Here is a 22326-nt window from a genome sequence, read left to right on the forward strand (position 1 = left end):
TCAGGCTTTCTGCACATCGCGATCAAGCCAGGCGCAGAGGCGCGACACCAGCGGGAACAGCATAGTCGATGCGCCCGCCTGCAGCAGCAGCGCCGCGTCGACCTTGGCGGAAATCGGCGCGGCGATGAAGCGGCCGGCAATCAGGACAAAGCCGGTCGCACCCGCGGCAATGAGCCAATCCTGCCAGAAATTCCGCCACACGATGCGCGTCTCTAGCACGTCGATCATCAACATGCATGCGATCCACAGGAACATCGCCGATCCGAACGGCTGGCCGCTCACCAGATCGTCGAACAATCCCAGCGGCGCCGCCATCCAGACGCGGAGCGCATCGGCGCGGGTCAGCCGCCAGCCGAGCAGCACCAGCAGGCCGAAGGGCGGCAGAAACGGCACCGTTGCGACCACGGGCAGCAGCGTGAGCAGCGAAGCGAGGACGATCGACAAGGGCGCCAGCCAGCGCGCGCGCGGGCGCGGCGGCGGCACACCCAACGGCGTCAGGTCGAGCGCCATCACTGGCCTTTGGGCTTGGGGGCCGGGAAGGCCTGGGGCGGTGGCGCGGGTTCGGGCAGGAACACGCGCAGCACCATCACATGGTCCGCCATGTCGGGGTTGCTGGCGGGCGCCGCCGTCGCATTGTCGCGCCCGGTCTGCGTGATGCGGCCGATCGGAATGTTCGGCGGGAAGACGCCGCCGGTGCCGGAGGTGATCAGCAGGTCGCCGGGTCGGAACGGATTGGCAGCAGCGTTGGCGGCGCGTACGTCGAGCGTGCCGTCGCCGCGGCCGGTGACGATCGCGGGAAGGCCGTCGCCGGCACGGCGCACCGGAATGGTACTGTCCGGATCCGTGACGAGCAGCACACGCGACGCGTTCGGTCCGGCTTCGACGACCTGGCCGATCAGGCCGTTGCCGTCGCGAACCGGCTGGCCTTGGGCCACGCGCTGCCAGCTGCCGGCGTTGAGCGTGGCGTAGCGACGCGTGCTGGTGGCAGAGGAATTGACGAGCCGGGCCACGACGATCGTCTCCGGCGTGGCATCGCGTACCTTGAGCAGTGCGCGCAATCGTTGATTTTCTCGCTCCAGCCCCAGCGCGCGTTGCAGCGCGGCGTGCTCGGCGGCGATCTGGCGCTTCAGCCGCACGTTTTCGCCATGCACGCCGAAATAGCTGCCGATCGCTTCGGGCACCGCGCCGATGCTGCGCCGGATCCAGTCCAGCCCGGTCGATACGGGCGTGGTCACTTCGGCGATGGCGCTGCGGGCGGGCGCGAACAACTGCGGGTTATAGCGGGATACCAGCACGAGCCCGCCGCCGATCAGCAAAAGGCCGATCGCCGCCACATAGCTGAAGAACAGCCCATATTGCGCCCGTCGCGAGAAACCCGGGCGCCGATTCCGTGGCGGCGCCATCGCCGATGGCCTTTCGTCAGACCTGGAGGAGAACGCCGCGGAACATCGGATCCTCGAGCGCGCGGCCGGTGCCGAGCGCCACGCAGGTCAGCGGATCCTCGGCAACGGTGACGGGCAGGCCGGTTTCGTCGCGCAGCACTTCGTCCAGCCCGTGCAGCAGAGCGCCGCCGCCGGTAAGAACGATGCCCTGGTCGACAATGTCGGCGGCGAGTTCCGGCGCGGTGTTTTCCAGCGCGATGCGGACACCCTCGACGATGGTGTTGACCGGTTCGGACAGCGCCTCGGCGATCTGGCCCTGGTTGATCTGGATTTCCTTGGGTACGCCGTTGACGAGATCGCGACCCTTGATGTGAATCGTCTTGCCGATGCCGTCCGCGGGCGGCTTGGCCACCCCAACTTCCTGCTTGATCCGTTCGGCGGTGGCTTCGCCGATCAGCAGGTTGTGGTTGCGGCGTACGTAGGAGACGATCGACTCGTCCATCTTGTCGCCGCCGACCCGCACCGACGTCGAATAGGCCAAGCCACGCAAGCTGAGCACCGCAACTTCGGTCGTGCCGCCGCCGATATCGACGACCATGCTGCCGATCGGCTCTGTCACCGGCATGTCGGCCCCGATCGCGGCGGCCATCGGCTCCTCGATCAGCCACACCTGGCTGGCGCCGGCGTTCGAGGCGGCGTCGCGGATGGCGCGGCGCTCGACCGAGGTTGAGCCCGAGGGGACGCAGATCACGATTTCGGGCCAGCGCATGAAGCGGCGCTGCCCATGCACCTTGCGGATGAAGTGCTTGATCATCTCTTCGGCGACGTCGATGTCGGCGATCACACCATCGCGCAGGGGACGAATCGCTTCGATCGAGCCCGGCGTCTTGCCCATCATCAGCTTGGCATCATCGCCGACAGCTTTCACTTTCTTCACGCCGTTCAGCGTCTCGACCGCGACGACCGAGGGTTCGTTGAGCACGATTCCGCGCCCGCGAAGATAAACGACGGTGTTCGCAGTACCCAGGTCGATCGCCATGTCGTGGGACATGAATTTGAAAAAGCGGGAGAAAGCCATTGATTGATCCGTCCCTGCCGAGCGAGTAGCGCCCCGATCGGCTGTTCGCACAAAGTTTAGACCGAAACCCTTCCGGGACGGAGGAAAATCCGGCCTGGCGCCATGCTGATGCGGGTCGCGGGAGGCCGTCGCTTGGGCTACAGCGATGGCCATGTCAATACGCCGGCTGCCTGAGCATCTCGTCAATCGCATCGCCGCAGGGGAGGTCGTGGAACGACCCGCCAGCGCGCTGAAGGAACTGGTCGAAAATGCGATCGACGCAGGCGCCACGCGGATCGCCGTACGCCTTGCCGGTGGGGGCATCGAGTTGATCGAGGTGATCGACGATGGTTGCGGCATGGCACCGGCAGAAATGGCGCTGGCGCTCGAGCGGCACGCCACGTCCAAGCTGCCGACCGACGATATCGAGCACGTCGCAACGTTGGGTTTTCGCGGCGAGGCGCTGCCCTCGATCGCCAGCGTCGCGCAGCTGGCGCTGGAAAGTCGGGTGCGCGGCGCTGAAGGCTGGGCGCTCAGCGTCGATAATGGCGCGCGTATCGCGGAGGGACCGGCAGCGCTGCCGCCCGGCACGCGGGTGCGGGTAGAGCAGCTGTTCGGTCGAGTCCCCGCCCGCCGCAAGTTCCTGCGCTCCACCCGCGCCGAATATGCCGCCAGCCTCGACGTGGTGAAGCGGCTTGCCATGGCCCGGCCGGACATCGCCTTTTCGGTGGAGCATGATGGCCGCCGCGTGTTGGGGGTGCAGGGCGGCGAAAGCCGGCCGGCACGCGTCGCCGCGCTGACCGACCGGGCGCTGCAGGAAAACAGCGTCGGCATTGATTTCGAACGCGAGGGGATGGTGCTGGGCGGTGTCGCTGGCCTGCCGACCTTCAATCGCGGCGTTGCCGATCACCAATATCTGTTCGTCAATGGCCGGCCCGTGAAGGACCGCCTGCTGGTGGGGGCGGTCCGCGGCGCCTATGCGGAAATGCTGGCGCGCGATCGGCACCCGGTGGTCGCGCTGTTTCTCGACGTGCCGCCGGAGGCCGTTGACGTGAACGTCCATCCCGCCAAGACAGAGGTGCGCTTTCGCGATCCGGCGCTCGCGCGCGGGCTGATCGTCAGCGGGCTGCGGCGGGCGCTCGACGAGGCCGGACACCGCAGCGTGCAGCGACCCAGCGAAGCGGCGCTGGGTCTGTGGCAACCGGGCGGTGTTCCTGCTTCAACGTCCTCATCCTCGGCGGAGGGGGTGGGGTGGAGCGATCCCAGATCGCAGCCTGGTCTCGGTGAGACACTGCCCCACCACAACCCCTCCCCCGAGGGGGAGGGGCTAAGGCATTACTCCGGCGTCGTTCGCGATTCCGGCACCTTCTTCGCCGCTGCCCCCCAGGCTCGTGCCGAGCCCGCGCGCCACGAAGTTCCGCTCGCCACCGACTTTCCCCTGGGCGTCGCACGTGGTCAGGTGGCGAAGACCTATATCGTCGCGGAGGCGCAGGACGGCCTTGTCCTGGTCGATCAGCATGCTGCGCACGAACGGCTCGTGCTGGAGCGGATGCGCCGCGCCATGGCCGGGGGCAGCGTGCCAAGCCAGGCCCTGCTACTCGCCGAGGTGGTTGAACTAGATGAACCCGGCTGCGACCGGCTAGACGCGCGCGCCGAGGAATTGCGCGCCTTCGGGCTCGATCTCGAGCGCTTCGGCCCGCGCGCGATGCTGGTGCGAGCGGTGCCGGCGGCGCTGGGCACCGGGGACGTGCAGGGACTTGTCACCGACCTCGCCGACGAGCTTGCCAGCTTCGACGAGGCGCTGAGCCTGAAGGAGCGGCTCGATCATGTCGCCTCCACCATGGCCTGCCACGGGTCGGTGCGCGCCGGGCGTATTCTGTCGGTGGCGGAAATGAACGCGCTGCTCCGCGAAATGGAAGTCACGCCGCATTCGGGCCAGTGCAACCATGGCCGTCCCACCTGGGTGAAGCTGGCGCACGGCGATATCGAAAAGCTGTTCGGCCGCAAATAGCGCCGTGATCAGGGCTGCGGTGCGGGCACCAAAATCCGCACCGGGCTGCCGTCGATCGTCGCGCTCATCTCGACGACGCAGATATGCTGCAGTGTTGTGTGCGGCGCACAGCCGACCCCGGCGAAGCGAAAGGCGGCGGCGAAAAGCAGGACGCGATGGCCGCGACCGGGCACGCCATCGTCCACCACCATCTCGCGCAGCAGGGCTTCTGCATCGGGCTCGCCGTATGCGATGCCTTCGCCGACATAGATGTTGCCGCCCAGCCGCCGCACCCGCTCCCCCGGGGTGGAGCCATCCTGGCCGACATGGCCGCGCCCGCCGATCGCACCCTGCGCTTGCGCGAAGGCGATCGCCGCCTGCTCGAGCAGCGGCGCCCGTTCCAGCGGCGGTAGCGGTGCCTGCCGCTCGAGAAAGGCGATCGCCTCATCCACAGCAGCCGTACCTTCGCGAGTCAGGATGGGTACCGGATCGCCCGGCATGGTCAGCAGCGCACCCTTGAAGTAGCCGCGGTACAAGCGCAGCCGCTCGGCATAGCCGCGTGGATCCTGGCGAACCGCATTGATGCCCAAGATCAGCTGATCTTCCAAGCGCTGCGCGCGTGCCGGCACCGCGCAGAGCAGAAGCGCCAAAGCGACAACCTCGCACAGCCGGACGCGCATGAACCTCCACCCCTCGGGCGGATCGTTACTCTAGCGGAATATGTCGCTTCAAGCGGAATGGAGGGGGCGGGGTCCACGCATCATGCTCGGTTGCGGATCAGGCCCTCCTGCGCGACGCTGGCGACCAGCCGGCCGTCGCGGCTGTAGATGCTGCCGCGGTTGAAGCCACGGCTATGCCCCGCCCACGGGCTGTCGGTGGCGTAGAGCAGCCATTCATCGAAGCGGAACGACTCGTGCAGCCATAGCGCGTGATCGAGGCTGGCGGTCTGCACCTGGCCGCTCATCCAGCTCACGCCGTGGGGAAGCATGCAGGTGCCGAGCAGCGTCATGTCACTGGCATAGGCGAGCATCGCGCGGTGGAGGGCTGGATCGTCGGGCAGGGGGGCGACGACGCGGAACCAGCTATATTGCCGCGGTTCGCGGGGGTCCGGCTGGAACCAGTTGCGCGGATTGACGGGCCGGATCTCGACCGGGCGGGCACGCAGGAAGAAGCGTTTGAACTTCTCGGGGATCTGATCGCGCATCTGCTCGCGCATCTCGGCCTCGGAGCGCAGGTCCTCTGGAGGGGGTACATCGGGAATTGCATCCTGATGGTGGAGCCCGTCCTCGGCCAGATGGAAGGACGCCGCCATGTTGAGGATCGGCTTGCCTTTCTGCATCGCGATCACGCGGCGATTGGCGAAGCTGCGCCCCTCGAAGTCGCGCACCACGCGGTAGAGGATCGGATAATCCTCGTCGCCCGGCCGCATGAAATAGGCGTGGAGCGAATGCGCGACCTTGCCATCGTCGATCGAGCGCTGCGCCGCCTGCAGCGCCTGGGCGATCACTTGGCCGCCGAATACCCGGCCGACGCCGCCGGGCTGGCGGGCGCCGCGATAGAGATCGGTATCGAGCGTCTCGACGTCGAGCAGCGCGGTGAGGCCGGCGACCAGTTCCTCCGGGGACTTGTGTTCAGCCATCAGTAGCCGGCCGCCTCCGCCAGCGCATTGGCGTGATAGTTGGAATCGCCGAACATCTCGGCCAGCACGCGGGCGCGCTTCATGTAGAAGCCGATGTCATATTCGTCGGTCATGCCGATGCCGCCGTGCATCTGGATACCCTCCTGCACGGCGAGCGTGGTGGCAAGCCCGGTCATCGCCTTGGCGATGGCGACCGCCTCGTCGGCGGGCTCGCCGGCATCGAGCAGCTGCTGCGCCTTGAGCGTAGCGGCGCGGGCGACCTCCATCTCGCTGTAGAGATGCGCGGCGCGATGCTGGAGCGCCTGGAAGCTGCCGATCAACGTGCCGAACTGCTTGCGCTCCTTCAGGTAGCCGAGCGTCATGTCGGTGGCGCCCGCACCGACGCCTAGCAGTTCGGCCGAGGCACCCGCCCCGGCGGCCCGCAGCAGCCGGCCGAGCGGGTCGGCACCGCCATCGATCTCGTCGACCACCGCATCAGCGGTGACTTCGACGCCGTCGAAGCTGGCGTGGGCGGCGAGGCTAGAATCGGCGAGGCGCTCGGGGCGGAGGTCGAGGCCCGCTGCCTTGGGGTCGATCGCGAACAAGGTGATGCCTGCCGCATCGGTATCGCTGCCTGCGGTGCGGGCGGTGACGAGGATCAGGTCGGCGGCATGGGCGTGGTGGGCGAAGCGCTTGGTGCCGGTCAGGCGGAAGCCGTTGCCGGCGCGCTCGGCCTTCAGGCCAACGGCGCGGCCGAACTTGGGCTTTTCGTCATGGGCGATGGCGATCACCGCCTCGCCGGCGACGATGCCGGGGAACCAGCGATCGGCGTGCGCCGTGCCCTTGAGCGCCTCGACCGCCGCGACGGCAGTGGAGAGGAAGGGGGAGGGGGTGAGGTTGCGGCCGATCTCTTCCAGCACGACGCCCGCCTCAACATGGCCAAGGCCCAGGCCGCCCGAGGTCTCAGGGATCAGGATGCCGGTGAGGCCCATCTCGGCGAACTGCTTCCACAGGTCTCGGCTGAAGCCGGTGGGGTCCTTGGCGTCGCGGAGGGCGCGGAGGTGGCGGACGGGGGCGTGTTCGGCGACGAACGCGCGGGCGGTGTCGCGGAGCATCGTCTGTTCGTCGTTGAGATAGAGCGGCATGGCTTGTCCCTTCAAAGCTCCCGCTCCCTTTGGGAGAGGGTTGGGGTGAGGGTGGCTGGGGGAGGGGATGTCGATCACCCTCACCCTTCCGCCGCCTGCGGCGGCTCCCTCCCTCTCCCGAGGGGAGAGGGAGTTTTGGGTTCAGCCCGGCAGTTCGAGGATGCGCTTGGCGACGATGTTGAGCTGGATCTCGCTCGTCCCGCCCTCGATCGAATTGGCCTTGGTGCGCAGCCAGGCGCGGGGCCTGGCGCCTTTCGCCGAGGCCTCGCTTTCCCACTCCAGCGCGTCCGATCCGCCCGCTGCCATGATCAGCTCGTGGCGCTGCTTGTTCAGCTCGGTGCCGACATATTTCATCATGCTCGGCTGGGCGGGGTGCGCGCGGCCGGCCTTGAGCTCGTCGAGGAAGCGCTCGGACATCGCCGAGAAGGCGCGCATCCGCACCTCGAACAGCGCGATCTGCGCGCGCAGGATCGGATCGGCGAGCCGGCCCTGGTCATCCAGCCCGATCGTCGCGATCGCGCCCTCGATCAGCGGGTTTCCGCCCGCCCGGTCCAGCCCCATGCCCGAGATCATCTCGCGCTCATGGCCGAGCAGGTACTTGGCGACGTCCCAGCCCTTGTTCTCTTCGTGCACGCGCTGGGACTTGGGCACCTTCACATTGTCGAAGAATGTTTCGCAGAAAGGGGAGTAGCCGGAGATTAGCAGGATCGGCTTGGTTGAGACGCCGGGCGAGGCCATGTCGAACAGCACGAAGCTGATGCCGCCCTGCTTGGTCTCCTTGGAGGTGCGGACCAGGCAGAAGATCCAGTCGGCCTTGTCGGCATAGCTGGTCCACACCTTCTGGCCGTTGACGACATAATGGTCGCCGGCATCCTCGGCCCAGGTCTGGAGACCTGCGAGGTCCGAGCCCGCATTGGGTTCGGAATAGCCCTGGCACCAGCGGATCTCGCCGCGCGCGATCTTGGGGAGGTGTTCGAGCTTCTGCTCCTCGGTGCCGTACTTCAGCAGCGCCGGCCCGAGCATCGAGATGCCGAAGCTGTTGAGCGGGGTGCGCGCACCCATCCGCTTCATTTCCTCGCGCAGGATCTTGGTCTCGGCCGGCGAGAGCCCGCCGCCGCCATATTCCGTCGGCCAGTCGGGCACCGTCCAGCCGCGCTCCGCCATGCGGTCCATCCACAGCTTCTGGTCAGGATGCGCCCAGTCGGGATTGCGCCCGCCCCAGACGATGTCCTTCTCGGACCGGATCGGCGCGCGCATCGCGGGCGGGCAGTTCGCCTCCAGCCAGGCGCGGGTATCCGTACGGAACTGCTCAAGCTGCTCGGTCATCATCCTCTCCCAAATTCCCCCCCCCGGGACGGGGAGGGGGACCGCCGCCGGAGGCGGTGGTGGAGGGGCCGCCGTCACAGACGGCGGACTGCGTCCGCCGCCCCTCCACCAGCCTGCGGCTGGTCCCCCTCCCCGTGCCGGGGAGGAGTGTATGGTCCCGCCGTCAGGCGGTGGTAGGGTGAGGGTGACTCTGCATCTTACCTCACTCACCCTCACCCTTCCGCGGCCTTGCGGCCGCTCCCTCCCTCTCCCGCAGGCGGGAGAGGGAAGGCATGCATCACCGGTTTAACTTCTCGCCCTTCTCCGCCTTCTCGCGGAGCAGCGGGGCGACCTCGAAGCCGTATTTCTCGAGGCCCTCGACGATCTTTTTAAGACCCTCGCTGTCGGCCCAGAGCATCGGCCCGCCGCGGTACGGGGGCCAGCCATAGCCATAGACCCACACCACATCGATGTCGCTCGCCCGCTGGGCCATGCCCTCGGCGAGGATCAGCGCGCCTTCGTTGACCATGGTGTAGAGCGTGCGGACGACGATCTCTTCCTCGGTGATCTCGTGGCTCGGCACGTTCAGCTTGCCGCGCCATTCCTCGATCAGCTCGGCGACGCGCGGGCTGTTCGAGGGCTGGCGCTTCTCGTCATAATCGTAGAAGCCCGCTCCCTTCTTCTGGCCCCAGCGGCCTTCGGCGGCGAGCGCATCGCGGATATTCTCGATGCGATTGGGATCGCGGTGCCAGCCGATGTCGACGCCCGCCAGATCGGCCATCTGGAACGGCCCCATCGGCATGCCGAAGGCGACATGGACCTTGTCGATCTGCTCGGGCGTGGCGCCTTCGAGCAGCATCTTGGTGGCTTCCACCTGGCGCGGCATCAGCATGCGGTTGCCGATAAAGCCGTAGCAGACGCCCGCGATCACCGCGACCTTCTTGATCTTCTTGGCTAGCGCCATCGCGGTCGCCAGCACGTCGTCGGCGGTCTTGGCGCCGCGGACGATCTCGAGCAGCTTCATCACATTGGCCGGCGAGAAGAAGTGCAGTCCCACCACGTCCTGCGGGCGGCTGGTGGCGGCGGCGATCTCGTCGATGTTGAGATAGCTGGTGTTGCTAGCGAGGATCGCGCCCGGCTTGGCGATCTTGTCGAGCCGGCCGAACACGTCCTTCTTCACGTCCATGCTCTCATAGACGGCCTCGATGATCAGGTCGCATTCGGCGAGATCGTCGAAGTTGAGCGTGGGCTTCAAGAGCCCCATCGCCTTCTCGACCTGCTCGGCGGTCATCCGGCCCTTGGCGGCGGTCGCCTCATAATTCTTGCGCATGACGCCGGTGCCGCGGTCGAGCGCGTCCTGCGCCATCTCGACGATGGTCACCGGCACGCCCGCCGACAGGAAGTTCATGCTGATCCCGCCGCCCATTGTGCCGGCGCCGATCACGCCGACGCGGCGAATGTCGCGCAGCTGGATGTCGTCGGCGATGCCGTCGATCTTGGCGGCCTTGCGCTCGGCGAAGAAGATGTGGCGCAGCGCGGCGGACTGCTGGCCCATGATCAGCTTCATGAAGCCCATCCGCTCGGCCTGGACGCCCTCGGCATAGGGCTTGCCGGCGGTCTGCTCGATGATGTCGATGATCGTGTTCGGCGCGTCGAGCCCGCGGAAGCGTTTAGCGTTGGTCGCGCGGAACTTGGCGAAGGTCTCCGCATCGACGGTGACCGGGCGCTCGCTGGAGCGCGAGACCGGCTGGCCGATCACCTCGTTCGCGAAGGCGACGGCATCGGCGAGCAGGCTTTCCTCACCGGCAAGGCGGTCGACGAGGCCCGCCTCCTTGGCCTGGGTGGCCGAGATCGGATCGCCCTTGGTCGCCATCTCCAATGCGACTTCGACGCCGGCGACGCGCGGCATGCGCTGGGTGCCGCCCGCGCCGGGGAGAATGCCCAGCTTCACCTCAGGCAGGCCGAACTTCGCCGAGGGCACAGCGATGCGATAGTGCGACGCCAACGCCACCTCGCAGCCGCCGCCGAGCGCGGTGCCGTGGACGGCCGCGATCACCGGCTTGTCGAGCGCCTCGATCTGGTCGACCAGCACCGGCAGCGACGGCTCTGCCATCGCCTTGCCGAACTCGGTGATGTCGGCGCCCGCGAAGAAGGTCTTGCCGGCGCAGGTGATGACGACCGCCTGAATGCTGTCGTCAGCCTTGGCTTCCTCGATGCCGGCCTGCAGCCCCTGCCTCACCGCCGCGCCGAGCGCGTTCACCGGCGGATTGTCGGAGGAGAGGATCAGGACATTGCCCTGACGGCTGGTGGTAATCACGGACATGTGGTCGAACTCCCTAGTTCGCAATTCCGGCCGCGGCCGGGATGGGGTGGGCAGCGCTCATCGGGTGAGCGCCGAGTAAATCAGCGTCTTCAGCTCGCGCCGGATCGGGTAGAGCATCGACGGGGAAAACTGCGTCATGAATACCATCGACAGCCGCTCGACGGGATCGACGAAGAAGGCGGTGGAGAACATGCCGCCCCAGTAGAACTCGCCGACAGAGCCCGGGATCATGGTCTTGGCGACGTCCAGGTTGATCGCGAAGCCCAGGCCGAAGCCGACTCCGGCATTGGTCGTCTCGCTGAACAGCCCGCGCGACAGGCTGGCGAGGTCGCGGCTGCCCGGCAGGTGATTGAGTGTCATCAGCTGCACCGTCTTGGGCGAGACCAGCCGCACGCCGTCCAGTTCGCCGCCGTTCAGCATCAGCGTGTTGAACCGGTGATAGTCGAGCGCGGTCGACACCAGCCCGCCGCCGCCCGAGAGCAGTCGGGGAAAGCGCGACCAGGCCGAGGCTTCGCCGCGATCGTAGAGCACCCGGCCTTCGCCTTCCTTCATTGTCCAGCAATCGGCGAGGCGATGGACCTTGTCCTCGGGCACCTGGAAGAAGGTATCGTGCATCCCCAGCGGCGCGAAGATCCGCTCGGCGAAGAAGCGGTCGAGGGTCATGCCCGAAAGCCGTTCGACCACCGCGCCCAGCACGTCGGTGGCAACCGAATAGGTCCAGGCCTCACCCGGCGAAAATTCCAACGGCAGCGTGCCCAGCGTCGAGATGAACTGGTCGAGCGTCAGGTTGCCGTGCCAGCTCTCGATCCGCCCGGCGCGATACGCAGCGTCCACCGGCGTGCGCTCCTGGAACCCGTAGGTCAGCCCAGCGGTATGCCGCAGCAGGTCGACCATCCGCATCGGCTGGGCGGTCGGGGTAGTGACGAAGGGTTCGCCATTTCCGCCGCCGGCATAGACGCCGACGCCCTTCAGCTCAGGCAGCACGTGGTGGACCGGGGTGTCGAGCGCGACCAGGCCTTCCTCCAGCAGCAGCATGAAGGCGAGGCTGGTGATCGGTTTGGTCATCGAGGCGATGCGAAACAGCGTCGTTTCGTCGACCGGTGCGCCGCCCTGGCGCGCCGCGCCCTGATGCGAGAAATGCGCGATCCGCCCGTCGCGCGCGAGCAGCAACTGCGCGTGCGGCAGCTTGCCCGAATCGAGATAGCGCGCCTTCACAAAGGCATCGATCCGCGCCAGCCGTGCGGGGTCGAAGCCTAGGGTGATCGGATCGTCGACGTGCATTGCGATGGGCATACCTCTCGTTCGAATCCGGTTCAATGCACCTTCTGTAGGATGCCTGCTTTCTATTGCCTTGAGCGCGCTGCAAATCAACACTAACGTGCAGCTTGGTTGGTGTTCGCGCCAAACCCAAAGTTCAGAATTCGATGGAGAGAGCTGCCTTGACCCTCGAACCGATCGCGCCGCTGCCCGCCGGCTGGCCCAAATTCCCGCTTGATGCTGTGAACGCGATGCTCACGGCGCCCGGCGCCAAATTCGAAATGGCGGAAGTCGAGATTCGCGGCGTTCCCACCCGTGTGTGGAAGAATGCGCCGCCCAGTGCTGCGATCCTCGCTCGGCTGTCGCGGCTGTGGGGCGATCGCCCGTTCACCATCTATCAGGACGAACGGATCAGCTACGAAGCCAATTATCGTGCGATCTGCCACCTTGCCGGATGGATGCAGGCCCGCGGCGTGCAGAAAGGCGACCGTGTCGCGCTGGCGATGCGCAACCTGCCCGAATGGCCGACGATCTTCTTCGCGGCGGTAAGCATCGGTGCGATCCTGGTACCGCTCAACGCCTGGTGGACGGGCGGCGAGCTCGAATACGGCCTGAAGGATTCGGGCGCCAAGCTGCTCTTTGTCGATGGCGAACGGCATGAACGGCTGAAACCCTGCTATCCGCTGCTGCCCGATCTGGAGCAGGTGGTGGTCAGCCGCGCCTGCGGGCCGATCGAAGGGGACGGTATCGCACTTGATTCGATCCTGGGGCCCTGCAAGGCATGGGCCGAGCTGGCCGACATCGCCTTCCCCGAAGTGCCGATCGCGCCCGACGACGACGTGACGCTGTTCTATACCAGCGGCACCACCGGCAATCCCAAGGGCGCGCTCGGCACGCATCGCAACCTGATGACGAACATCCTTTCGTCAGGCTATTCCGCCGCCCGGGCGATGCTGCGACGGGGCGAAGTGCCGCCGGAGGTGCCCGCCTACAAGGTCGGACTGCTGGTGATCCCGCTGTTCCACGTCACTGCGTGCAGTGCCGGGCTGATGGCGCTGATCGCAGCGGGCGGCACCGTGGTGTTCATGCGGCGCTGGGATCCGATCGAGGCAATGGAGATCATCCAGCGCGAAAAAGTGAACCAGACTGGCGGCGTGCCCACCATCGCCTGGCAGCTGCTCGAGCATCCCGAGCGGCACAGTTACGATCTGTCGAGCCTGGAAACCATCTCCTATGGCGGCGCCCCTTCGGCACCCGAGCTGGTGAAGCGCATCTACGAGGAGTTCGGCGCGCTGCCGGGCAACGGATGGGGGATGACCGAGACCATGGCGACGGTCACCCATCACACCGGCGAGGAATATCTGGCGCGGCCGACCAGCGCCGGACCGCCGATGCCGGTCGCCGAACTCAAGATCATGGATGTGGAAGGCACGCGCGAACTGCCCGTCGGCGAGGTGGGCGAGCTTTGGGCCAAGGGACCGATGGTCGTGAAGGGCTATTGGAACAAGCCCGAGGCGACGGCGGAGACCTTCCGCGACGGGTGGGTACGCACCGGCGATCTCGCCCGGCTCGACGAGGAAGGATTCCTCTATGTCGTCGATCGTGCCAAGGACATCATCATCCGCGGTGGCGAGAACATCTATTCGTCGGAGGTGGAGGACGTGCTCTATGCCCATCCAGCGGTGACGGACGCAGCGCTGATCGGCATCCCGCATCGCTCGCTGGGCGAGGAGCCGGCCGCCGTGGTCCATCTCGCGCCGGGCATGACCGCGACCGAGGCCGAACTCCAGCAATGGGTCGCCGCCAGGATCGCCGCGTTCAAGGTGCCGGTAGCGATCCGCTTCTCGAAGGAGACGCTGCCCCGCAACGCCAATGGCAAGATCCTGAAGAAGGAACTCCGTGCGCTGTTCGTGGACGAGGCCGCCGCCTGATCGGGCGAGCGGCTTCACCTGCGGCCGGGGCACGACGCCAAACCTCTTGCCCGAAGCGACGGACGAATGGTAGCGCTACCGAGAAGCAGCAGAAGCTGCACCGGACCATGACGAGAGGATAGGCTGTTGCGTCTTTCACTTAAACTTCCGACGGCTGCGGCCGCCATCGCGCTCCTTGCCGGCTGTTCCACCGGCGGTCCGGCGCAGAATGATGCCGCGTCGAATGCCTCGGTGCCGGCGAACGCGACGGAAGAGGCTCGCAGCCCGGACGGCAAGCGCTACCTCGCCCAGCCGCTGGTGAAGGACCTCTATTTCGCCGATCCTTCCGCGCACGTGTTCGACGGCAAGATCTATGTCTATCCCAGCCATGACGTCGACATGGGCATCCCCGACGACGATCTCGGCAGCCAATATGCGATGCACGACTATCAGGTGCTGAGCATGGACCGCCCCGGCGGCCCGGTGACGGTGCATCCCGTCGCGCTCGACCTGAAGCAGGTGCCCTGGGCGTCCGAAAAGGCCTGGGCGCCCGACGCGGCGTTCAAGAACGGGACCTATTATCTCTATTTCCCCGCCAAAGATAAGCAGGGCGTGTTCCGGATCGGCGTCGCCACGTCGACCTCGCCGGTCGGCCCGTTCAAGGCCGAGCCGCAGCCGATCCAGGGCACCTACTCGATGGACCCGGCGGTCTTCACCGACGACGATGGCCAGAGCTATCTCTACCTCGGCGGCATCTGGGGTGGCCAGCTGCAGCGCTGGGCGACCGGCAAGTACGATCCCAATGCCGGCGACACCGACCTCAAGAAGGACGACCAGCCCGCACTCTCCGGCAAGGTCGCACGCCTCGCGCCCGACATGAAGAGCCTCGCCGAGCCGCTCCGCGACGCGGTGATCGTCGACGAGAAGGGCAAGCCGATCCTGGGCGGCGACCATGACCGGCGCTTCTTCGAGGCGGCTTGGACGTTCAAGCGGGGCGGAAAATATTATTATATGTACTCGACCGGGGACACGCACTTCCTCGCCTATGCGATCGGCGACAGTCCCTATGGCCCGTTCAAATATACCGGTCGCATCCTGGAGCCGGTCCAGGGCTGGACGAGCCACGGCTCGGTCTTCGAATTCCAGGGCAAATGGTATCTGGCGTACCACGACACGCAGCTCACGAATAAGAACCACCTCCGCTCGGCCAAGATCACCGAACTGACCTTCCGTCCGGACGGCACGATCGAGACGCTGAAGCCGTTCAAGGACTGAGGCGGTTTCGCAACGCCCTGCCGGTTCGCGGCCCCGCAAGGGGCCGCGTTTCGCGTGGCCGTAGAGCCGCCGCGCCGGGGGTGGCGACCCTGTGAAGTTTAGGAAGTTTAGGCGTACGCGTATTCTGGCGCGTTTCGGGACGGGCCGCCGAAGCGATGCGAAGTTTAGGAAGTTTAGGCGCGCGGGCGTTTTGTGATCGTCTTGCAACGGATCGCCGACGAGATCGCAAAGTTTAGGAAGTTTAGGCGTGCGGACATTTCCGCGTGTCCCGCGAACGGCCGCCGGGGACGCTAAGTTTAGGAAGTTTAGGATCGTGCAAGTTTGGCGTGGCTTGCCTGCCGAGTTGCAGGTCGAGGCCACGAAGCGTATCGCTTCGCGCGCAGGAGGACATTACCGAACGCGATCAAAGAGCGGGCGCCTAGGACGACGCTCCGGTACATATGAGGAACAGCGCCGCGAATGCAAGTCGATGGCGGCGGGGTTCCACGCTGCCCGCCGCATCATCGATGCGCCGGCGCTCTATCAGCGGATGTGAGGTGCGACGTCCATGGCCGGCGCGGCCTGATGGGGAGGGGACCGACGTCCCGTCCTCAAGCGCCTTGCCAGCGGAGCCAAACGATCAGGGCGCGCAGCGCAGGGCTGACACGGCGATCGGGATAATATAGCTGGCAGCCCGGATAGGGCGTGCAATATGGCGCGAGCACCTGCACCAGCCGGCCGTCCGAAATCTCATCGGCCACGTCATGTTCCATCATATAGCCGAGACCCGCGCCTGCGCGTGTTGCCGCCGCGGCCAGCACCTCGTCGTTGACGATCAACTGTCCTGGCACCCGCGCCTTGATCTCGCGGCCATCGACGCTGAATTCCCAAGGCAGCAGCCCGCCTCCGCCCAGCAGGCGATAATTCACACAGACATGATCCGCGAGATCGTCCGGCGTTTGCGGGAGATCGCGGCGCGCGAAATAGTCCGGCGTTCCCACCACCACGGTGCGCAGGGGTGGCCCGACGGGTATTGCGATCATGTCGCGCTGAACGGTTTCGCCGAGCCGGATGCCGGCATCGAAGCCGCCAGCGACCAGATCGATCAGGCGATCTTCGACGATGACCTCGACGGACACGTCGGGATGGTCGAGCAGGAAGCCCGGCAGGCGCGGCGCCAGGATGGTGCGCGCGGCATAGCCGAAGGTGGTGAGCCGTATGGTGCCGGACGGCGCATCGCGCCAGTCGGCGAGTGCGGCCAGCCCGTTCGCGACCTGCGACAGGGCGGGATCGATCGATCGCAGGAGCAGTTCGCCAGCGGCAGTCGCCGCAACGGATCGCGTCGTTCTGGCCAGCAGGCGCACGCCGAGCCGCGTCTCCAGCGCCTTCATCGCATGACTGAGCGCAGATGGCGAAAGGCCGAGCTCTGCCGCCGCGCGCGTGAAGCTGCGCGCCCGCGCTACGGTCGCGAATGCCGCCAGATCATCGAGGTCGCCGCGCCGCATTGCTGCACGATGCTCACAAGTCCTTGTGGTCCGCAATGGCTAATCGACCGCCGGCTTCGGCCCTATTTGCCATATCGAACAAGGAGATGCGGACCATGAACCTTACCCAGTATCGCACGCTCGGCCGATCCGGCCTGATCGTCAGCCCGCTGGCGCTCGGCACGATGACCTTCGGCGCCGGCCGCTGGGGCGCCGACGCGGCGACCTCACGCCGCATCTTCGACGCCTATGTGGAAGCAGGGGGCAATTTCCTGGACACGGCCGATGTTTATTCGGGCGGCGAGAGCGAAACGATGCTGGGGCGCTTCCTGCGCGACAGCGGCCGGCGCGACCGGATGGTGGTCGCGACCAAATCGGGCTTCGCGCGGGCGGAGGGCAATCCGCTCGCCGCGGGCAATTCGGCGCGCAACATTCGCGACGGGCTGGAAGGATCGCTTCGGCGGCTGGGGACCGATCGGATCGACCTGTACTGGACGCACGTGTGGGATCGCACGACCCCGCCGGAGGAAGTCCTGCGCGCGCTTACCGACGCTGTCCGGCGGGGAGATATCCTCTATTACGGCTTCTCCAACGCACCGGCATGGTACACGGCGCAGATCGCGACGCTGGCGCGCGCCCATGGTCTGCCCGAGCCGGTCGGCCTGCAATATAGCTATTCGCTTATCGACCGGGGCGTGGAGCTGGGCGTTCTGCCGGCCGGGCAGGCGCTCGGCATGGGGCTGGTGGCATGGAGTCCGCTCGGCTTCGGCATGCTGAGCGGCAAATATGGTCGCGAAAAGCTTGCGGACTTCGGTCCTGCCGGCAGCGTGCCGAACAAGGGCGGCGAAACGTCCACGGCCGGCAGCGACGGGCGCCTGAACGGCGACAATCCCTATGGTGGCATGCTGTTCACCGAAGCGAACTTCCACATCGTCGATGAACTGCGCGCCGTCGCCGGCGAGCTCGCCAGGCCGCTGGCGCAAGTCGCATTGGCCTGGGTCACGTCGAGGCCGGGCGTGTCGTCCGTGCTGATGGGGGCAAGCCGGCCCGAGCAGGTGACGGAAAACGCGGCCTCGCTCGACATTGCGTTCACGTCTGAGCAGCTCGCACGACTGGATGCGGCGGGGCTGCCACCGGCCCCCAATCCCTACTTCCTCTTTCAGATGCCGCGAGAGCAGATCTTTGGCGGCAGCCATGTACGGGCATGGACCGACTCACGCGCGTGAGGCGCCACCAGCCCGCTTGAACGTCCGCCTGCGTGCCGGCGGCCGCCAGAGCGCGGCCCGCGCTGGGGCGCGCCAATGATACCGCTCGGCATAACTGCGGCGAAGCTGCCACACCCGTTGCCGCAATGTTGCCGTGGCAGGGCCTTTGATTGCCCCGACAGGCGCTCGCTTCTAGAGTGTTCCGGAAGGGATATGGCGTGGACCAGCGGACGGGCATGATCGGCGGCGAGGGCGAACGGGCAGGGACGCCGGACGACCTGTTCGCGATGGAAGAATCCGCGGAGGGCGAAGGCGGGCAGGTTGATCTCCGCCGCGACCGGCTGGTGGCGGCGTTGGTGCTGATCGCCGGTATGGGGCTGGTGCTGGCGCTGCCCTTCGCGTTGCAGGCGGGCGCGCGCTTCTTTCTGCCGCTCACCGCCTCGCTTGTGATTGCGATCGCGCTGGTGCCGTTGCTCGAATGGATGGAACGCCATCGGATGCCGGCACCGATCGCTGCGTTCTTGTGCGTGCTGCTGTTCCTGGCGGCGGCGAACATCGCGCTCGCTTCGATCGTCGTCCCGGCGTGGCAATGGGTGCGGCGCCTGCCGGAGAGCATTCCGCAGATCCAGCATAATCTGGAGCCGCTGATTCGCTTCTATTCGAATCTCGAGCGCTTCGTGAACAAGACGCTCAACAACTTCGCCTCGGCGCCGGTGCGTCAGCCGGTGGCGGTGCCCACCCAACCGCCGACCTCGCTGATGGATCTGTTCACCACCTCGGCGCCGTCGGCGCTGATCGAGATGTTCTTCGCGATCCTCGTCATCTACTTCTTTCTCTCCGGGTGGACGCGGTTGCGGCGGCGCGCGATCACCAGCCGCGCCAGCTTCGGCGGCGCGATGGCGACGGCGCGGGTGATCCAGGATGTCGTGGACGATACCTCTGCCTATCTCGGCACGATCACGCTGATCAATTTCACCCTGGGCCTGATCGTCGCGGGCGCCCTGTGGCTGATGGGCATGCCGACACCGCTGATGTGGGGCGGCATCGTCGCCTTGCTCAACTATATTCCCTATATCGGCCCGGTGATCGCGGCGGTGCTGCTCGCGGTGGGCGGGCTGATGACCTATCCCGAGATCGGCTGGGCATTGGTGCCGCCGGCCATCATGGTCGGTGCGCATCTGATCGAAGCGAATGTGGTGACTCCCCTGATCGTCGGGCACCGGCTGACGATCAACCCGATCATGATCCTCATCTCGCTCAGCTTCTGGGGGTGGGTGTGGGGCACCACCGGCGCGTTGCTCGCGGTGCCTTTGCTCATCATCATCCAGACGGTGCTGAACGCCGCCGGCAAGCCCGATATCGCCGGTTTCCTGTTCGAACACGGCACGCTGGTGCGCGATCCTGCGCAAGTTCGGCGCCGTCGTCGTGCGGACCCCGATCAATCCGGTTGACAGCCCTTTTTGGCGCGGCTAGGTGCCGCCTCCTCGCTTGGCTCAAGCGGGTGTAGCTCAGTTGGTTAGAGCGCCGGCCTGTCACGCCGGAGGTCGCGGGTTCGAGCCCCGTCACTCGCGCCACTCGCCATGCGGGATCCCAGATGGAATCCGGCGGCGTTTGGCCGTCCAAGATTTCCTCGCTTGGAAGCAAGCGGGTGTAGCTCAGTTGGTTAGAGCGCCGGCCTGTCACGCCGGAGGTCGCGGGTTCGAGCCCCGTCACTCGCGCCATGCGGCGCAAATTCTCTCCCGAAGCAAATGCAGGGCCTTTCCAGCCCTTTGGCGTTGTCGCTAAGCAGGCGGGATGCTCCGTTCGTCCAGCCGCTCCGCTGCGCTGCTTGCGCTCCTTCTTTCCGCCACCGCCACCGCGCCTGCCGCCGCGCAGATGGCAGTCGATTCGGCGCGAATCGAACAGTCCGTCCGCACGCTGGCCTCGGACGCGTTCGAAGGGCGGGCACCCGGTACGCGGGGCGAGGACCGCACGCTGGGCTATCTCGTCGCACGATTCGAGGCGCTGGGGCTCGAACCGGGCGGGCCGGACGGGCAGTGGCTGCAGAAGGTGCCGCTGCTGCACACCCGTCTGGGCATGCCGCGGGCGCTGCAGTTCGATGCACCGGGCGGCGCGATGCCGCTCGAACAAGCGCGCGATCTCTACGTCTCGACGATTCGGCCCGCCGATGTCGCCAAGATCGCCGGCGCGCCGGTGGTGTTCGTCGGCTATGGCGTCTCCGCGCCGGAACGGCAGTGGGACGACTTCAAAGGCGCCGACCTGAAGGGCAAGGTCGCGGTGTTCCTCGTCAACGATCCCGACTTCTCGGCCGAAAAGGGAGACGCCGTGGCCGGCAAATTCGGCGGGCGGACGATGACCTATTATGGCCGCTGGACCTACAAATTCGAGGAAGCCGCCCGGCGCGGCGCGATCGGCGCGCTGATCGTCCACGACACCGCAGGCGCGGGCTATGGCTGGAATGTCGTAATCAGCAGCGGCGGCGAGAATTACGACATCGTCCGCAAGCCCGAGGAGGTGACCAGCGTCGCGCTGCAGGGCTGGCTGGAGGGCGGGGCGGCAACGCGGCTGTTCGCCGCCGCCGGGCTGGATCTGGCCAAGCTGCGGATCGAGGCGCGCAAGGCGAGCTTCCGCCCGGTGCCTCTGGAGGGCGTGCGCTTCACCGCCGACGTGCCGGTGACGGCGGAGCAGGTGGACAGCTACAATGTCCTGGCGAAGATCCCCGGCAGCGAACGGCCCGATGAAGCGGTGATGTTCGGTGCGCACTGGGATGCGTACGGCGTCGGCAAGCCCGATGCCAAGGGTCGCATCTATCGCGCCGGCGCCAATGACGATGCGCTGGGCATCGCCGGGCTGCTGGAGATTGCCCGCGCCATGAAGGCGGGGCCGGCGCCGAAGCGCAGCGTCGTCTTCGCCGCCTGGACGGCGGAGGAGCGGGGGCTGCTCGGCTCGCTCTATTATGCCCAGCATCCGGTGGTGCCGATGGCGAAGACCGTCGCCAACCTGACGCTCGATATCCTCCAGACCGCAGGGCCGGCCAAGGATGTGGTGCTGGTCGGCAAGGGACAGAACACGCTGGAGGACGACATGGCGCGCGTCGCCGCGACGCAAGGCCGCCGCGTGACGCCCGAAGGGCTGCCCGAGCGCGGCCTGTTCTATCGGGCCGACCATTTCTCTTTCGCCAAGCAGGGCGTGCCGACGCTGCTGCTGATGGGCATCGCCGGCGCCTCTGACCTCAAGCAGGGCGGCACGGCGGCGGGGCAGGCGTGGATCGATGCCTATACCGGTCAATGCTATCATCAGGCCTGCGATGCCTGGGGGCCGGACTGGAATCTCGCCGGGGCGGTGCAGGACATCGATCTGCTCGGCACGATCGGAGCGGAACTGGCGAACGGGTCCGCCTGGCCGACGTGGAAGGCGGGATCGGAGTTCAAGGCGGCGCGCGAGCGGAGCCTTCAGGGGAAGTGAGGCCTCAACCCCGCCAGCGCCCCGTTTCCATCCAGCGAAGCAGCGGCTTGAGCGGCAGGATCCAGACGATGCCGAGCACGACATAGACAATTGCCTGCGCCAGCACCGGCAGCGCGCCGATCTGGCCGGAGAAGCTGGCGACGAGCACCACCCACACCAGGATCAGCGCGATGATGGCGAGCGCCCCCGCCGGTTTGCGCCAGCTTGGCTTCATGGTTCGCGGTGCCAGCGCATGCCCTGCTCGGTCACGATCGCATGCAGCGGAACATCCCACGGATCGGCGGGGATCGCCGGCACTTCCTGGACCGACCAGGCCACGCCCACCCGCCACGCCGCCTCGAAGCGGGCAAAGGCGCGGTCATAATGCCCTGCGCCCTGGCCGAGCCGGTTGAACCGCGGATCGAATCCGACGAGCGGCGTCAGCATGACGTCGGGGGCGACTTCCGCGCTCGATGCGTCGGGTTGGCGCAGACCGAACGGCCCCGCCACCAGCGGCGCGCCCATTTCCCAGGCGAGGAAGCGGATCGGGGCCACCCGGTCGATCACATGCGGCAACGCGAGCCGGCAGCCGCGCTCGGCCGCCGCGGCCGCGAGCTGGGTAGGGTCTGCCTCGCTGCCCACAGGGCAATAGGTGGCGACGATCAGACCGGGCGTCAGCCGTTCGACGAATGGCGCGGGCGCGAGAATCGCCGTGACGGATTCGGCCGCGAAGCGATCCCGATCGGCACGGAGCCGGGCACGAAGAGCTCGCTTGTCGAGGATCATGGGTGTGGCGGGACCACCCTTGGCCGTTGGCCCGAATATCCACCGACGCACAGAACGTCAGGTGGGAACCATGTGTTGCAGACCAGGATCTGCACAGGGACAGCTCCCATGGATGAAGATTATAGCCTCAGGGATAATTGCTAAGGCTCGCACCTGGCAGTACCCG

Annotated in this window: 18 protein-coding genes and 2 tRNA genes; 8 read left to right on the plus strand and 12 right to left on the minus strand. The window is 66.8% G+C overall.

The features are described from left to right. The 3 genes from mreD to ACNFJ7_RS00910 are packed head-to-tail and all read right to left on the minus strand — an operon-like array spanning position 1 to position 2460. Positions 1-510, minus strand: a complete 510-nt coding sequence (gene mreD, locus ACNFJ7_RS00900; protein ID WP_019368795.1) for a rod shape-determining protein MreD — start codon at positions 508-510, stop codon at positions 1-3. After that, the gene (gene mreC / locus ACNFJ7_RS00905; RefSeq protein WP_019368796.1) at positions 510-1403 is read right to left on the minus strand and encodes a rod shape-determining protein MreC; all 894 of its coding nucleotides are present in this window, start codon (positions 1401-1403) and stop codon (positions 510-512) included. Before mreC ends, mreD begins: the two co-directional genes overlap by 1 nt. Positions 1404-1419: 16 nt before the next feature. Continuing rightward, on the minus strand, positions 1420-2460 hold the full coding sequence (locus ACNFJ7_RS00910) for a rod shape-determining protein (RefSeq protein ID WP_019368797.1): 1041 nt from the start codon (positions 2458-2460) through the stop codon (positions 1420-1422). A 151-nt stretch (positions 2461-2611) separates the two neighbouring features. On the opposite strand from ACNFJ7_RS00910, the gene mutL reads away from it, so the two are divergent. Beyond that, positions 2612-4450: a DNA mismatch repair endonuclease MutL gene (mutL, locus tag ACNFJ7_RS00915; protein ID WP_026009016.1), complete on the plus strand. Its 1839-nt coding sequence runs from the start codon at positions 2612-2614 to the stop codon at positions 4448-4450. 8 nt (positions 4451-4458) lie between these two features. Here mutL and ACNFJ7_RS00920 read toward each other — a convergent pair whose 3' ends face one another. From ACNFJ7_RS00920 to ACNFJ7_RS00945, 6 genes are all read right to left on the minus strand, one after another. Further along, positions 4459-5109 (minus strand): CAP domain-containing protein, encoded by a 651-nt coding sequence (locus tag ACNFJ7_RS00920; RefSeq protein WP_019368799.1) that lies wholly within the window; start codon positions 5107-5109, stop codon positions 4459-4461. Between the two features lie 80 nt (positions 5110-5189). Further along, complete coding sequence (locus tag ACNFJ7_RS00925) at positions 5190-6068, minus strand: acyl-CoA thioesterase (RefSeq protein ID WP_019368800.1); 879 nt, start codon at positions 6066-6068, stop codon at positions 5190-5192. Further along, entirely contained in the window at positions 6068-7192 is a 1125-nt protein-coding gene (locus ACNFJ7_RS00930; RefSeq protein ID WP_019368801.1) for an acyl-CoA dehydrogenase family protein, read from the minus strand. Before ACNFJ7_RS00930 ends, ACNFJ7_RS00925 begins: the two co-directional genes overlap by 1 nt. 141 nt (positions 7193-7333) lie before the next feature. Next, on the minus strand, positions 7334-8521 hold the full coding sequence (locus ACNFJ7_RS00935; RefSeq protein ID WP_019368802.1) for an acyl-CoA dehydrogenase family protein: 1188 nt from the start codon (positions 8519-8521) through the stop codon (positions 7334-7336). A 274-nt stretch (positions 8522-8795) separates the two neighbouring features. After that, entirely contained in the window at positions 8796-10820 is a 2025-nt protein-coding gene (locus ACNFJ7_RS00940; protein WP_019370379.1) for a 3-hydroxyacyl-CoA dehydrogenase NAD-binding domain-containing protein, read from the minus strand. A 57-nt stretch (positions 10821-10877) separates the two neighbouring features. Next, complete coding sequence (locus tag ACNFJ7_RS00945; protein WP_026009280.1) at positions 10878-12101, minus strand: serine hydrolase domain-containing protein; 1224 nt, start codon at positions 12099-12101, stop codon at positions 10878-10880. A gap of 143 nt (positions 12102-12244) precedes the next feature. Between ACNFJ7_RS00945 and ACNFJ7_RS00950 the strand changes: the two genes are divergently transcribed. Both ACNFJ7_RS00950 and ACNFJ7_RS00955 read left to right on the plus strand, forming a co-directional pair. After that, entirely contained in the window at positions 12245-14008 is a 1764-nt protein-coding gene (locus ACNFJ7_RS00950) for a class I adenylate-forming enzyme family protein (protein ID WP_037513854.1), read from the plus strand. Positions 14009-14134: 126 nt separating this feature from the next. Then, the gene (locus ACNFJ7_RS00955; protein ID WP_019370382.1) at positions 14135-15262 is read left to right on the plus strand and encodes a family 43 glycosylhydrolase; all 1128 of its coding nucleotides are present in this window, start codon (positions 14135-14137) and stop codon (positions 15260-15262) included. Positions 15263-15852: 590 nt separating this feature from the next. On the opposite strand, the gene ACNFJ7_RS00960 is transcribed toward ACNFJ7_RS00955, so the two are convergent. Continuing rightward, positions 15853-16746, minus strand: coding sequence for a LysR family transcriptional regulator (locus tag ACNFJ7_RS00960; RefSeq protein ID WP_019370383.1), 894 nt, complete (start codon positions 16744-16746; stop codon positions 15853-15855). A 95-nt stretch (positions 16747-16841) separates the two neighbouring features. On the opposite strand from ACNFJ7_RS00960, the gene ACNFJ7_RS00965 reads away from it, so the two are divergent. From ACNFJ7_RS00965 to ACNFJ7_RS00985, 5 genes are all read left to right on the plus strand, one after another. Beyond that, complete coding sequence (locus ACNFJ7_RS00965; protein ID WP_026009281.1) at positions 16842-17951, plus strand: aldo/keto reductase; 1110 nt, start codon at positions 16842-16844, stop codon at positions 17949-17951. A 266-nt stretch (positions 17952-18217) separates the two neighbouring features. Continuing rightward, a complete protein-coding gene (locus ACNFJ7_RS00970; protein ID WP_236704489.1) occupies positions 18218-19381 on the plus strand; it encodes an AI-2E family transporter in 1164 nt (387 codons plus the stop codon). A gap of 46 nt (positions 19382-19427) precedes the next feature. Further along, positions 19428-19504 (plus strand) — tRNA-Asp (locus tag ACNFJ7_RS00975). A gap of 70 nt (positions 19505-19574) precedes the next feature. Beyond that, positions 19575-19651 (plus strand) — tRNA-Asp (locus tag ACNFJ7_RS00980). A gap of 73 nt (positions 19652-19724) precedes the next feature. Next, complete coding sequence (locus ACNFJ7_RS00985) at positions 19725-21395, plus strand: M28 family metallopeptidase (protein WP_019370386.1); 1671 nt, start codon at positions 19725-19727, stop codon at positions 21393-21395. A 4-nt stretch (positions 21396-21399) separates the two neighbouring features. Here ACNFJ7_RS00985 and ACNFJ7_RS00990 read toward each other — a convergent pair whose 3' ends face one another. Continuing rightward, the gene (locus ACNFJ7_RS00990; RefSeq protein WP_019370387.1) at positions 21400-21609 is read right to left on the minus strand and encodes a DUF2842 domain-containing protein; all 210 of its coding nucleotides are present in this window, start codon (positions 21607-21609) and stop codon (positions 21400-21402) included. After that, positions 21606-22160 carry a 5-formyltetrahydrofolate cyclo-ligase gene (locus tag ACNFJ7_RS00995; RefSeq protein WP_019370388.1) on the minus strand — a complete coding sequence of 185 codons (555 nt, stop codon included), beginning with the start codon at positions 22158-22160 and terminating at the stop codon, positions 21606-21608. Before ACNFJ7_RS00995 ends, ACNFJ7_RS00990 begins: the two co-directional genes overlap by 4 nt. Positions 22161-22326: the final 166 nt, after the last annotated feature.

Origin of the sequence: Sphingomonas sp. HT-1, assembly GCF_048568905.1 — a bacterium.
Lineage (GTDB): Bacteria > Pseudomonadota > Alphaproteobacteria > Sphingomonadales > Sphingomonadaceae > Sphingomonas.

What these genes read in the sequence shown, in the direction of transcription:
- ACNFJ7_RS00940 (WP_019370379.1), bottom strand. Translation starts at nt 10,820, where the DNA reads ATGTCCGTGATTACCACCAGCCGTCAGGGCAATGTCCTGATCCTCTCC.
- ACNFJ7_RS00960 (WP_019370383.1), bottom strand. Translation starts at nt 16,746, where the DNA reads ATGCGGCGCGGCGACCTCGATGATCTGGCGGCATTCGCGACCGTAGCG.
- ACNFJ7_RS00990 (WP_019370387.1), bottom strand. Translation starts at nt 21,609, where the DNA reads ATGAAGCCAAGCTGGCGCAAACCGGCGGGGGCGCTCGCCATCATCGCG.
- ACNFJ7_RS00935 (WP_019368802.1), bottom strand. Translation starts at nt 8,521, where the DNA reads ATGATGACCGAGCAGCTTGAGCAGTTCCGTACGGATACCCGCGCCTGG.
- mreD (WP_019368795.1), bottom strand. Translation starts at nt 510, where the DNA reads ATGGCGCTCGACCTGACGCCGTTGGGTGTGCCGCCGCCGCGCCCGCGC.
- ACNFJ7_RS00910 (WP_019368797.1), bottom strand. Translation starts at nt 2,460, where the DNA reads ATGGCTTTCTCCCGCTTTTTCAAATTCATGTCCCACGACATGGCGATC.
- ACNFJ7_RS00970 (WP_236704489.1), top strand. Translation starts at nt 18,218, where the DNA reads ATGGAAGAATCCGCGGAGGGCGAAGGCGGGCAGGTTGATCTCCGCCGC.
- mreC (WP_019368796.1), bottom strand. Translation starts at nt 1,403, where the DNA reads ATGGCGCCGCCACGGAATCGGCGCCCGGGTTTCTCGCGACGGGCGCAA.
- ACNFJ7_RS00950 (WP_037513854.1), top strand. Translation starts at nt 12,245, where the DNA reads ATGGAGAGAGCTGCCTTGACCCTCGAACCGATCGCGCCGCTGCCCGCC.
- ACNFJ7_RS00995 (WP_019370388.1), bottom strand. Translation starts at nt 22,160, where the DNA reads ATGATCCTCGACAAGCGAGCTCTTCGTGCCCGGCTCCGTGCCGATCGG.
- ACNFJ7_RS00930 (WP_019368801.1), bottom strand. Translation starts at nt 7,192, where the DNA reads ATGCCGCTCTATCTCAACGACGAACAGACGATGCTCCGCGACACCGCC.
- ACNFJ7_RS00965 (WP_026009281.1), top strand. Translation starts at nt 16,842, where the DNA reads ATGAACCTTACCCAGTATCGCACGCTCGGCCGATCCGGCCTGATCGTC.
- ACNFJ7_RS00985 (WP_019370386.1), top strand. Translation starts at nt 19,725, where the DNA reads ATGCTCCGTTCGTCCAGCCGCTCCGCTGCGCTGCTTGCGCTCCTTCTT.
- ACNFJ7_RS00945 (WP_026009280.1), bottom strand. Translation starts at nt 12,101, where the DNA reads ATGCACGTCGACGATCCGATCACCCTAGGCTTCGACCCCGCACGGCTG.
- mutL (WP_026009016.1), top strand. Translation starts at nt 2,612, where the DNA reads ATGTCAATACGCCGGCTGCCTGAGCATCTCGTCAATCGCATCGCCGCA.
- ACNFJ7_RS00925 (WP_019368800.1), bottom strand. Translation starts at nt 6,068, where the DNA reads ATGGCTGAACACAAGTCCCCGGAGGAACTGGTCGCCGGCCTCACCGCG.
- ACNFJ7_RS00920 (WP_019368799.1), bottom strand. Translation starts at nt 5,109, where the DNA reads ATGCGCGTCCGGCTGTGCGAGGTTGTCGCTTTGGCGCTTCTGCTCTGC.